Raw genomic sequence first — 12,977 nt, forward strand, 5'->3', positions numbered from 1 at the left:
TTTCGTATATCATCTCGGCTACAAAATGAGTATACTATTATTCGTTGACGAAATCATTGATAAGTATTTTCCATGTCGGTTCATGGTTCGACCTAATCAAAAAATAAAAGAAGGCCGATTGGCCTTCTTTTATTTAAAGAGATTAGTTTTTAGCACTTGCTACAGTAACCGCGACAACGTCGGATTTACCGCTTGGAGAAGTGATAGTCAGATCGAATGCTGCATCTTGCAAGTTGCCATCTTTATCAGCGATTCTTTCTACTTTGATGTTACCTTGAGCATCGATCACTACGCTCTTAATGTTCGAGGAGAAGTTGCTTGCAGAGAAGGTAACGCCCAGTACACCGTTAGCCAATTGTGCATCTTCTTGCTCATACTCGACACCGTAGTTGTCAGTCACAATCAGATCTGGTGCCATGAATGCGTTAGCGCCAGTATCTTGGATTGTCATCGTGCTGTCAGCAGCCACTTTGTCAACGGACATTGCATCATTCTTCGTTGTTACCGCAACCGTTGCTGTTTTGATTTCACCTTTGACTGTTTTGTAAGAAATGTTCAGTGTCGCTGTACCTGTTTTGTTACCCAGCACGTAAGCTTTGCCACCCACAAGCGCTACTTTTGCAACTGCGTTGTTGGATGTTGTGATGCTTTGGATTGTGCCTGCTGGAAGCTTCACAGTGTCGCCAGAAGCGTTCTTCGCAGTCAATTTCACTTCACGTGCAAATACTTGCGATTTCGTTACATCTTTCAGGTCGCTAGCTAGAGCTGTTTGACCATCGCCATACGTTGTGTCGACAACTGTACCGCTATCTGTCAGGTTGAACAGGGTTGGAACAGCGTTCACAGCGTAAGTCAGGTCGTCCGTTGCTTTTGCTACAGTGATGGTTCTTGTCAACTTAGAGATTTCTGTGCCGTTTTTCGTGATAGTTGCTGTGTAATCAGCTTTTGCACCTTCACCAGCTTCTCCTGTTGTGTAGAACGTGAACTCATCGTTGAATGCTTCGAAGTCGCCAGCTGTTTCTTCTTTACCGAAGATCGCAGAAGTAATTACTTTGTTGCTTGGATCTTTCAGACCGATCGTCGCATCGTTTGTTGTTACTTCGCCATCGGCATCATACGTTTTTACATCCACTTTCACTTGGTACTTGTTGTTTACATCTTTTGTATAAGTCGGCGCGTTGTTGCCTTGGTTGTCGGTGAAGTTAGCATCGTCAAGCACTTTGCCGTATTGGTCAACAACCGCAAGCTCAATCGCCGAAGTACCGCCTTTAACGATCGCTTTCGCAGGGTCTGTTACCACTTTGAAGTGATCAGGTACACGAGCGTCAGCTACCGTGAATGTTTTTGTCGCTGTGCTGCTTGCATTTGCAGTTGCGATGATCGCTGTTACCGATACAGCACCCTTCGTGTTGTTGCTGATTTGGCCCAATTTGATGGAACCTCTGTGCTCGCCGGAATCCAGGATTGAAGCTGTCGATTGACCTTCAACACCGGATACGTTGACTTTGATACGATCAATGTTTTGGTCGCTTGTCAGATCATCCATGCTCAATTGGTTGCCAGCTGCATCATAAGCGACGATTGGCACATAAACATCTTTGTCGCCAGCCGCGATGACATCGTTCAACTCGCCGATTTCAACTTTGTTCGCAACTTTGGAAGATTGGATCGAGATTTTGCCTGTTGCTGTTGCCGCTTGGTTGAACACCGTGAAGTTGTAGTCGCCAGCTTTGTCTACATCGTTCAACAATGAGATTTTCACTTGCGGGATATCGTTTCCGTTATCTTCAACTTCGGTTTTCACATCGCCAGCAGCAATGTAGTCATTCCAGATCACGGTTGTGTCACCGAACAATTTCGTTGTGTTGGAATCGTCTTTGCTGTACACTTTCGCGTTCATCAAGGAATCATAAGAAATCGTACCGCCGTATTGGTCAAACAGGTTCAGGTCGAACTTCACGTTCTCGCCTTTGCCATTCAGTGCTGTACCTACGGAGTAACGAGCTGCACCAAGCTCAAGCTTCGTCAAGATCGGTTGTGTACCCAGCTTGAAGTTCTTTGTAGCTGTGATGTGGCTGTCGTTGTTTACGATAGTTACTGGAATTACAGATACGCCTTGCGTTGTGCTTTCGTTAGCTGTATCCAATGTGATAAGCAATGTACCGTCTGTATCTTTCGTGATTTTCGTAAAAGTTGCAGCGGATGTGTACACGTTGTAAGAACCAGCGTTTGTTGTTGCATTCTCACCGTATTGGTTGGAAGCTTTAACTTTCACGATCGTTTTGTCGGCATACGCAAGCGTGTCGCCAGCATTTACGAAGTCAATGCTTTTCAGCACTTCATCTTCACCTGTGAAAGTAGCGGATGTTTTCTCAACGGTTGCTGCATCCAAACCGGAAACTGTTACCGTGTACTCGCCTTTGCTAACTTTCACATCAGACAGAGTCAGTACCGCGGATTTCTTGTCATCAGCGAATTTAACTGTTGTTGCAACTGCAGCTGTACCTTTTTTCAATGTCAGTTGTGCTTTTTCAGTGTCAACCGGTTTGTTAAATGTTACCGTTACTTGTTGAGCGCCTGTTGCTTTCGCGCCAGTTACAGATACTTTACCAGCCGGTACGTATTGTTGTTTCGCTTCATAAGCACCTGTCAGCAGAAGGTCACGCGTTGCGTTCGCTTGGCCGCCGAAAGTGCCGTCTTCGTTATTGGAAAGAAGTTTCAACTCAAGCGCCATAGCTACATAGCCTTGTGCCCAGCCGGAAACGGTTGTGTCTGTGCCTGTTTTGCCTTTAGCTGCTTCGTCTTGGCCAAGTACACGAACCAAGAAGGTTGCCAGTTGTTCTTTCGTTACTTTACCAGCAGGGTTATATTGACCTTCCGCATAACCGTCAGTCACACCAGCTGTTTTCAAAGCTTCGATGTAAGGAAGTGCATAGCCGTTCGCTGCGTCGGTTACACTAACATCGGAGAAGCTGGATGTTTGCAGGTCTTTGTTTACGTCAAGACCCATGATCAGAGCTGCAACTTTTGCGAATTGCGCACGGTTCATTTCTTCTTTCAGGCCAAATGTTGTTTCCGATACGCCATCGAAGATACCCGCGGAGATCATTGCATCGAATTTTGCTTTTGTAGCGGCATCCAGGTCTTTCAAATCTGTGAAATCTGCAGAAGATTTCGCAGCAAAGGCTAAAGATGAAAACATAGAAAGAGCCATAGCAGATGTCAGCACTACGGAAAGAGTTTTCTTCATAAAGGTTTGTTTCCTCCTAATATTTTAAGTTTTTTGTTATAAAAACTTATAACCAACGGGACGACATTCGAACCATCTTGCTAGATGATCCGTGTAGCTACGCGTCTATCACCTCGTCTACATGAATAAGTATACGTGAGTGTATACATTATTTCATTGATAAGAAATTTCCAATTCGCAAGAATGAGAAAAAGACTGCATCCGATAGATTCGGATACAGTCTTCGTCGCAGTATTATTTAGGTAATTTGCCGCTTTGTTGCATAACGCGATACACAATAGCTGACGCCTGTGCTCTCGTCATATTACCTTTTGGATCAAAGCTAAACGTATCTTTCTTTTGACCTTCGACCGGGACATTTTTAATGCCGTCCATATACCCAGCTTTAACAACAGCTTCGATTGAAGGCATTGCGTATGTGCTCATAATCGAGTCATCCGAATCGGTAAACTGTTTCTTGAGGTTTGCCATGGATTTATTAATATCACTGCTTACTTTCATATTAGCAGCACGAGCAATCATGACAGCCGCATCTTCTCGACTAATAGAGTTATTAGGTAGGAATAATCCATTAGAGTTACCGCGGACGATACCTGTTCTGGCTCCAGCTTCAATATGCATAAAGTCGAACAGACTGCTGCTATTCGGCATCCCTAACCCTCTACGAACGTCTGCGAATGTTCCTTGGAAGTTCGGATTCGTCGGATCATTCGTATGGTACGAGGTATCATCGTTGATAAGAGGTATATCGAATCCTTTGACCAATAGAGTTACAAATTCACCACGAGTGATTGCATCGTTCGGAAGGAATTGACCCGTTGTTTTGTTATTCATAACACCTTTGGAGTACAACACATCCAAATAATCACGCGCCCAATCATGGGAAGTCACGTCGTTAAAGCTGTTATCCATGTACATAACTTGGAAATAACCGAATGTTTCCACGGGTACTTTGATCGTGTGAGATTTCGCATCGACAACACCACCAATATTTTTCCAGCCTACATACTGATTGCCGCTGCCGCTTGGATCAAGGAATGTTCCATACTGATAAACAGTAACGTATTTCCATGAATCATTTCTGATATCGGAATCATATTTCAAAGTTAACGTACCATGCTGTGTTGGGATCATAATGCTTTTGATATAGCGTGAGAAGAAATTCTTCTCCCCTGGACCAGGGTTTGACGGAATCGGAAGATTGCCGCTTCCCTGTAGTGCTGCCTTCAATGAATCATTCGTATCAGCGGCAGAAAGATCGACTTCCCCTGCATCAACCCAGAATAGTTTGCTTGCAGGTCTGAATCGCCCTGTAGGCTCTTGTAGGAATCTAGTCCCCACAAGCGCTGTCTCGGATGCTTTATCCACACGCCCATCATCTTGATTGGCAATACCGAATACTAACTTACGATCTGCTGTGATAAACTGCTCAGAAGCTGTTCTGTCATTACGCATTAATTTGGTGTCTTTCGGGAACGTCAGTTGAAGATCCCCGTTAAACACGCTCATTTTGGACGATAATGTCGTTCTATACTGCGCACCTTCAATAGGTGTGTTTTGATTCATTAAGATGAAGGTGCCTTTTACTTTATTAGGGCCGCGAGTAATCTCGAAGCTTATTGTGTTTTTACCAGCTTTTAAATTTGCCGCATCGTATCTGAACTTCCCTGGCTCTGTTTGGATTGCTTCTACTTTACCGAACATAACAGTATCAGCGCCATCTGCTTGAATGATAACCGTCTGGAAGTTCGTGTTTACGTTAGCCTGATCAATCTTGTCAGCATTTTTCACAAAATTATTCGGCTGCAGAAGCACATAACTAACAGGCTGCTTAGTAATGGTAATCATTTTACTAGTGGTACGACCGGAGTTATTCTTTGCAACAATTTCAAATACATAATCACCATACTGGTCCATGGTGTATGTCGTTGTACCGAAATCAAGCTTATAAGACTTGCCATCAACAGAAACTTCTTGCTTTCCTCCGTTAGCTACTAAAGTCGGAGGCGTCATGCTAGCGCCTGAAGGAGCTTTCCTAAGATACAGAATAGCTTCCGTATTCAACTCTGCATTTCGCAACGTTCCTGTTAGTTGAAGTACGCTAGAAGAAGTTAAATAAGATCCTGCCGTATCACCGTCAGTTGAAGGCGTCAAATTAATATGCGGGATCAGCTTCTCAATAATCGGTGCATAGTCACTCAGGACAAACACATCATAGTTGGACTGTGTAACTAAAATTTCTTCTGTACCTGGCTTCAAATAAAGTGAGAACTTAATTGTCTTTTTGCCATCCGCATCAAACAACGTCGTAAATGCAGTTCCGGATGCGGTGCCGCCGAATAGTGCGTTCAATGCAGTCTCAGTGATTGTAAAATTACCATTGGCATCAATTAAAGAGCCGGTTGGAGCCGTCGTCTTGCTTAACGGAATATCAACATCATTAATAGAGAGCTTCACAAGCGGATAATTGGCCGGAGGAAGGTTAACGATTTTACCTGTAATACATGGACCGCCAACCGCGCCGCAGGTTAATTCCCCTTTGCTTTTTACAACTTTACCGTTATATAAATTGTTAACAATGACATAAGGCGCACCGGAGATATTGAGCGAATAAACCTTTTTGCCAGCATTGTTCAGCGCTCCTGAACCATCTTTCGGAATAATTGTCATTGTGGTCAAGCCGTCTGTAAGATCATGCAAATCTACTGTTGCTTTGTAGATACCGCTAGATGGTGCAGTTTGCGCGACTGTATAATCGCCATTACCAGTGAACCCGGGAATATTAACATTGACAAAGCCGGTATTTGCATTCGTGTAGATGTTAAGTTTGGCTGGGAACTCATTGATCTGGCTTGATCCTTGTTCACTTAAAACCACTTCAAACTGCGGTCCGCCGCTCGGATTAAATTCTTGAGCAACGTTATTTAAATAAGGAAGATTTGGGTTCGTATAGTTAAAGATATATGACGTTGGCGTATTAGAATAACCGGATGTCGTCACAAGCTTAACTTCGATTTGTTGAGCTGTAGCGCTCAACGACAATGGCATATCGACAGAAACATGGTAAGTGTTATATTTCGACGTATTGGCGGTTTGAGTAATGACAGGTGTAATGGCTCCTCCGCCCGAAAGCGTACCAACCACATTGCTGATGCTTCCATCAGCGAATGTATAGCGGAAGCTTGCAGCACCGGCAACGCTAACTTCAGCATACACATAATCAAGCACACTCGCCGTTATGTTGCCTTTGCTATTTTTAATATCAGCCGTAAATGTAATATCTTTGCTGGTTGCGCTCTCTAGTGTAGGTTCGGTAATCAGCTTCTTATCGGCACTTGCGGCTTCACCCATGAAGCGTACAGCACCGTTATAAGCAAAACCTAATCCGTTATCATACTTAAATTGTCTGCTAGTCGTATAGTAGTTCGTTGGATTCTTCGAAATAAACTGAATTTGGTTATCCCCTGGCTTGAGGGCAATATCCGTTACTCGGCCTGTATTCGTAAGGAACGTAAAAATGCCATTATAAAAGTTTGAAGCTTCATATGTGGTGCCATTAACGATTGCGTTTACTTGGTAAGCGTTATTCGCATTTCCCGTAATATTCACATTCGTATAAGGCCCTGAAGTCGGAAACATGCCGCCGTCAGTCAGAACATCATCGTTAATCATCAAATTCGTGATGTTAGAAACCGGTGTGAAATATGCCCAGCCCGGCAAGGATGGGATACTAGAAGTACTTTCGAATTTAATTACGATTCGGTTTAAGCCTTCTGTCAGCTCTACATTTTGAAAAGTAATTTGATTGTTGTTGTCCGCATTTAGAACCGGACGATTCGTACGATTAGGCGTTGTAATGCCTGTCGTGACATTCGTAATTTCATAATAAATCTCTGAAACTTGTTCTTTCGGAATACCATTGATATCAACACTTAGCGTTATAGGGTTCGTCGTAAATCGCTGTACAGACGAATCTTTAAATTCCGTTGCCGGAGGATCCGACGGATTCGGGTCCGTATGTACGTACAGATTAGTAATATTCAAAACGGGCGCGGCCGAAGCCGTAAGTGGCGGTAACAAAGCCAACAGCATAGCAACCATAAGGCTAATGCTGATCCACTTGTTTCTTTGCTTGGTCTTCAAAGCTAGTTCCTCCTTATGTCATGTTATCAGCCATTCTTCCTTCTAATCGCAGCCTTTCGACATCTCCTCCCAAATCCTGCTAAACTTCTACATGGTTAGACGCGGCAAAAGGCCAAAAGTTCTCGTACCTTTCTTATCGGTCGAAAGTCGTCAAATGTTTAGGGAAAGAAAATAAATTCACAAAATGGCAAAAAATAAAAAATCCAACCCGAAGGTTGGATTTCGTCAATGAAATGACTATCTCATAAGTGCATATAAATATTATTTACCCATCCGGTCGCTCTGTACAGGCTTGCGGACAAGCCTCTGCAAGAAGTTCAAGACCGGCTTACGGCTCTTGCTGATGATCCCAATAGCCTCCGCTCCCACGAGCATGACGAGGAATAGGGCGACGATGATCATAATCAATCCCCAGGTCGAGTCTTGCGAGATGAAGACTGAGCAGACGACCGCGCTTCCGCCGAAGACAGCGGCAATTCCATAAATGATCAGCACGCTTGTACGATGGGAGAAGCCGAGCTGCAGCAAGCAGTGGTGCAGATGGCTTTTGTCCGGTGCCGAGATCGGCAATTTATTCACATAGCGCCGCATAATCGCGAAGAAGGTATCGGATAACGGCACGCCAAGAATCATGATCGGAATGAGCAGAGATACAACGGCCGCTTGTTTGAAGCCGAGGATCGAAAGTGTTGCCAATGCGAAGCCCAGGAACAATGCCCCCGAGTCGCCCATGAAAATTTTGGCCGGATGGAAGTTGTAGAACATGAAGCCAACGATGCTTCCTAGCAAAATCACAGCCAGTAGAACAACAGTTACATTACCCATCATAAGCGCTAGAACAAGAATCGTAGTGGTCGCAATACCGGATACGCCCGCGGACAGACCGTCAAGCCCGTCAATCAGGTTAATCGCATTGGATACGCCAACGATCCACAATATCGTAATCGGAATACTTAACCAGCCGATCGGCAGGTTCGTCTCTCCGAATGGTATGTTCACGAGATCGATCTTGAGTCCAAAGGAAACGACGATGCACGCCGCAATAAGCTGTCCGAGCAGCTTCCATTTGGGAGAAAGTTGAAACCGATCATCCAGGGCCCCCGTGATGACAATGACCAGCCCGCCGAGCAGCAAACCATAGGCTGCATTGGAGTTAATAGCATCAAGTGCTGGAGAGATGACGAAATACGCCCCGACGAATGCAAGGAAAATGGCTAAGCCTCCAAGACGCGGCATAATGCGGGTATGCACTTTTCGATGATTCGGGGCATCTACAGCTCCTACCCAGAAGGCAAATTTTTTGACCAGGGGTGTCAGCAGCACTGCGATAACGCAAGCGGCGATGAACCCAATCGCATATAATCCATACATGTCTTCTTCACAGCTCCTCTTGTCTTGGTGGCAGGTGATCCGCCGAAGAGAATTATACTCCCATTTGTTCACAAATACTACTGCTAAATTTGTCTGAAATGACCGTTTTCAGCCAGTTTTCATAAAAATTTTCACGGTTTTGTGACTTTCTCTTTGTCGCGCATCACTTTCATCGCGAATTTGGGGAGTAACAGCATTCTCTTGTATCTCCACGGCTCCTGTAACAGGCGGTAGAACCATTCAAGACGCAGTTTTTGGAATAAAACAGGTGCCCTCTTTAGTTTGCCCGAAAGTACATCAAAACTTCCCCCAACCCCCATCATAACGGGAACGCTTAGCTGATCCTTATACTTGCCGATCCAAGGCTCCTGATTCGCCGCCGCTCGCCCTACGAAGAGGAGATCCGGCGCCGCATCCACGATGGATTGAATGACCTCGGCGTCCTGTTCGTCGGTGAAATAACCGTCGCGCACACCTACGAGTTGAATTCCCGGATATGCCGTACGAATTCGATCGGCTGCCGCTTGAATCACTTCGTTGGACGCTCCTAACAGATAAACCTTCCAGCCCTTCGGTTCGCCGACTTTCATCAGCTCATGCAGCAAATCGTAGCCAGGCACCCGCTCGGCAACCGGTTCGCCGACATAACCCGCGGCCCAGACCACGCCTGTACCGTCAGGCACGATAAGCTCCGCGCGCTGCATCATGCTCATATAAGCGGGATCATCCAGCCCAGCCATAACCATAATGGGGTTGGCGGTGATGATTTGATGAGGCTGTCTCTGTTCAATAGCCTTCGTCAGATAGGCGACCGTATCGCGCATGCTCAGCTTGGAAACAGGCACGCCATAAATGCGCACTTTGGGCACAGCTTGGGCCGGTACAGCCTCAGAACGAGTCGTTGTTGTCGTTGAGCTCATAATATCTCTTCCTTTAAATGACGTTGGAAAACGAATTTTGGTTGCTTTTTATTTTCTGTAAAATGATACGATCCGATTCGCAGGCAGCTGAGCCTGCGCCTTAAGCTCCTCAATCGCGGCTCGCTTGGACGCCGCCCAAGCGCTGGAGCCGTTCAGGAGGCCCAGCGCCTCCTGGGCAAGGGCGTCGGCATCGAAGCTCACGGTCGATGCCGCGGCCTTCATGCCAAGCCTATGGAGGAACTGGTCGATCTTCGGATCGTACGAGATGCCCACCATAGGCACATACTGCGAGGCTGCATAAATCAAGGAATGCAGCCTCATCCCGATCAGCAGGTCGCACGCCGCGACCTGCGCGAGCATATCCTGCGGATGGACGATGCCCGGCACCATCTCCACCCGCCCTCCGTGATCGCCAAGCCGATCGATCACGTACTGCGAGGCCACCTCATCCGACGGGAGGTGGAAGGGCAAGAACCGCAGCCGCACACCGGTGTCGGCTGCGAGCAGCTTTGCCAAGGACCGCGAGAGAGCTTCCAGCTCCGAGCGGTCCTCGTTCCAGAAGCGGACGGACACGCCAACCGTCCGCACACCCTCCTCCGCCGACCCGTGAGCTCCAGCCCCGCCGCGCAGCGGCAGGCCCATGACCGGGTCGGGCACGACCGTGATGCGCTCCCGCGGGAGGCGCATCGAGGCCAGCAGCTCCGCGGACTCCGTGTCGCGGACGGATACATAGGCGCAACGCTTGAACACGCTGCGGATCCAGCCGTCGAACATCCGGCGGTTCACCGGGCCGATGCCCTGCGAATAGATGAAAGTGGGCTTGCCGAGCCACTGGGCGATCTTCAGTACAGCCAAGTAATAAGGGATGGTCTTCGAGCTGGTCGCATCCTGCAATAAGCTGCCGCCGCCGCTGATGAGACCGTCCGCTTCCCGCAGCGCGCGAAGAAGCGCGCCGGGCTTCATGCGATGGTAAGCCTTAACGCCGTACATCGCCGATGTTTTCTCCGGATCGGCCGACAGTACGATCGGCTCGATCTGTAAGCCCTGCTCCCGCCCCTGCTCCTGCAATGCGAACAGAATCGACTGAAGCACAGCCTCATCTCCGCTATTATCGAAGCCGTAGTAGCCGGATAGCGCTATTTTGACAACTCTGGCACCCAACGTTTCCAACTCCTTGTGATAATTTCCCATGCTGCAATCAGAATCAGGCCGATGATGGCTCCGAAGAAGATCCCATAGGAGATACGGATCAATGAGATATGAAGCGGTGTATGCAAGTGCGCGAACGTGTCAACGATGGACAGTTGTCCGATAACACCGATGAAAATCAAGTACACGGCATGCTTATAACGAACTGCCAGATAGGCGCCAAGGAAGAACAGCGGATGAGCGACCAGGAACTCTTTCGTCCGCGGACGCACGCCCAGCGTGTTCTCCAGGAACGAGCGGAACAGCTTCTCCACCGTGGAGGCCTGTCCTTCATTGCCTGTACGGGACAAGTAATAGAAGATCGCCGCCAGGCCGATGCCTGCAATGACTACCCACAGAACGCTAATGAACGAATTCAGGATACGGCGGATTTGCGTGATTTTATCTCTATACGTATTGTTTTCGCTAAAGAACAGCAGGTAGATGCCTGCAATCGCGATCGGCAGCAAATGCAGCACGCCTACGCCGCGGAACTGCTGCAGAACGAGCAAATACGTAACGTGGTTGAGAAGCGCTACTTCATAGACGACCCCGATCAGCGATATCGCCGAGGTTTTGATCAGGGTCCAGAGCGCGAAGGCAATACCCGACCTCCACTTCGCCGCGGCTCCGGAACGAACGGTACGGATCGCCATCATAATCGCGATGCTCGGTGCGGAGATTGCAGCACCTAAGGCGAGACCCTGCGCATACAGATTCGCCGACAACGTATGGATCGCTACTAGTCCCAGTAAGCCAAGCACGAAGAATATGAGTGTAGCTTCGGGAATGAAGAAGGAGATCATAAGCACGATCAAGCTAAGACCGCCAATCAGCATGAACGCGCTGGCCGCTTTCTGCCAACCCGTCGTTTCCACTTCGAACGGCTTTGCCGAGCCCAATGTGAATCCGGCCTTCTGAATGCGCGGTATCGCTCCGTCCTTGCCTTGCAAGCTCTCATAGTAAGCGGAGAGCGGATCTACCAGCTTGCCTTTATCCAAGCTCTTCACCGGCTTCGCGTTTAGGAACACCATCCGAATATTCCGGTCCTTCACCGCTAGCACGAAACGGTCCGCAACGCCCTGGATGCGGTCTTCCAGCTCCGCTTTCTTCAGCGGTTCGGTTAATTTCTCACCGTCTTTCTCCGTGAAGGAGTGCAGGCGGACGACATTGTAATTCGTTTGCTTCGCTAAGGTGCTGAACCCTTTCTGCGGTTCCTTCAGCAGTTCGATAGCGGCCAAGCCGATACCGTTCTTGTTGAGGAGATCCGCCATTTTGTTCAGATTAACTTCCGTGTCCTCTTCTGTATAGCCGGGAACCTCGTTGCCGTCCACGATGATACGTCTGACGCCGAGATCGTACATCGACTTCAAGAACTTATCCATCTCGTTCGTGACGAACGGACGGCGGTTCGACAGGCGGATAACGATTTGGAACCCTTGCTCCTTCAGCATTTGCAGCGCAATCGGATCCGGGTCCATCCCCTTAATCGAAGCTTCGTCCATACTCATTTGGATGATGAGTCCGTTGCGGTTCTTGAAGCTCCACGGCTTCAGGCCGACGTTCAGATCGGAGAACGATTTCCGGATGAGCGGCTCCAGCTTTTGCTGCGTCGCACTATCCTTAAACAATACGTACGTGTAATTCTCGTTCGGGTCGCCGAAGGTTTGCATGAGAGCTGCAGCGTCCCGGGAGTTGAACATTTCAATATGCCGGCTTTCTTTGAATTCAGCCAGCGTGCTCTCATAGACTGCCATCGAGCCGATGCCCGCAGCCTTCATATTTTTGAGCTGCTCCGTGACGAAGCTCTGGGGATTCGTCTGCACATCAGAAATATCTAACAAGTCGCGGTAATCGAAAACGAATTCCACGTTCTTGGTCGATGTCTCCGTTTGGTTGCGGGTAAACGCCAGCGGCAGAGAACCCAACATGCCGATAATGACGAGCCACCACAGCACGTTTTTGAGCGGGTTATTCCAAGTTTTATACCAATTCACCAATTGTCCACTCCTTAGAGCATTTACTTTCCTGTTGCACATTCAGGCCCTGGGCCCTACATCCTCCCTACACCCATACACACTCGAAAACCCCTCCAGCACCTTCTC

Annotated in this window: 6 protein-coding genes; all 6 read right to left on the reverse strand. The window is 47.9% G+C overall.

Annotated features, from left to right (window positions below):
- Positions 1-142 precede the first annotated feature (142 nt).
- Positions 143-3,250: an S-layer homology domain-containing protein gene (locus tag J2X61_RS26055; RefSeq protein WP_310192000.1), complete on the reverse strand. Its 3,108-nt coding sequence runs from the start codon at positions 3,248-3,250 to the stop codon at positions 143-145.
- A 234-nt stretch (positions 3,251-3,484) separates the two neighbouring features.
- Positions 3,485-7,393, reverse strand: a complete 3,909-nt coding sequence (locus tag J2X61_RS26060) for an S-layer homology domain-containing protein (protein ID WP_310192002.1) — start codon at positions 7,391-7,393, stop codon at positions 3,485-3,487.
- Between the two features lie 261 nt (positions 7,394-7,654).
- Positions 7,655-8,764, reverse strand: a complete 1,110-nt coding sequence (locus J2X61_RS26065) for a glycosyltransferase family 4 protein (RefSeq protein WP_310192004.1) — start codon at positions 8,762-8,764, stop codon at positions 7,655-7,657.
- Positions 8,765-8,895: 131 nt separating this feature from the next.
- Entirely contained in the window at positions 8,896-9,684 is a 789-nt protein-coding gene (locus J2X61_RS26070) for a WecB/TagA/CpsF family glycosyltransferase (protein WP_310192006.1), read from the reverse strand.
- Positions 9,685-9,732: 48 nt separating this feature from the next.
- Positions 9,733-10,845, reverse strand: a complete 1,113-nt coding sequence (gene csaB / locus J2X61_RS26075) for a polysaccharide pyruvyl transferase CsaB (RefSeq protein ID WP_310192008.1) — start codon at positions 10,843-10,845, stop codon at positions 9,733-9,735.
- A complete protein-coding gene (locus J2X61_RS26080; protein ID WP_310192011.1) occupies positions 10,821-12,869 on the reverse strand; it encodes a DUF5693 family protein in 2,049 nt (682 codons plus the stop codon). Before J2X61_RS26080 ends, csaB begins: the two co-directional genes overlap by 25 nt.
- Positions 12,870-12,977: the final 108 nt, after the last annotated feature.

Source organism: Bacillus sp. 3255 (genome assembly GCF_031456485.1).
In the GTDB taxonomy this organism is placed as follows: Bacteria; Bacillota; Bacilli; order Paenibacillales; family NBRC-103111; genus Paenibacillus_E.

Coding starts and splice junctions, on each gene's coding strand:
- J2X61_RS26065 (WP_310192004.1), bottom strand. CDS start 8,764: ATGTATGGATTATATGCGATTGGGTTCATCGCCGCTTGCGTTATCGCA.
- J2X61_RS26070 (WP_310192006.1), bottom strand. CDS start 9,684: ATGAGCTCAACGACAACAACGACTCGTTCTGAGGCTGTACCGGCCCAA.
- J2X61_RS26055 (WP_310192000.1), bottom strand. CDS start 3,250: ATGAAGAAAACTCTTTCCGTAGTGCTGACATCTGCTATGGCTCTTTCT.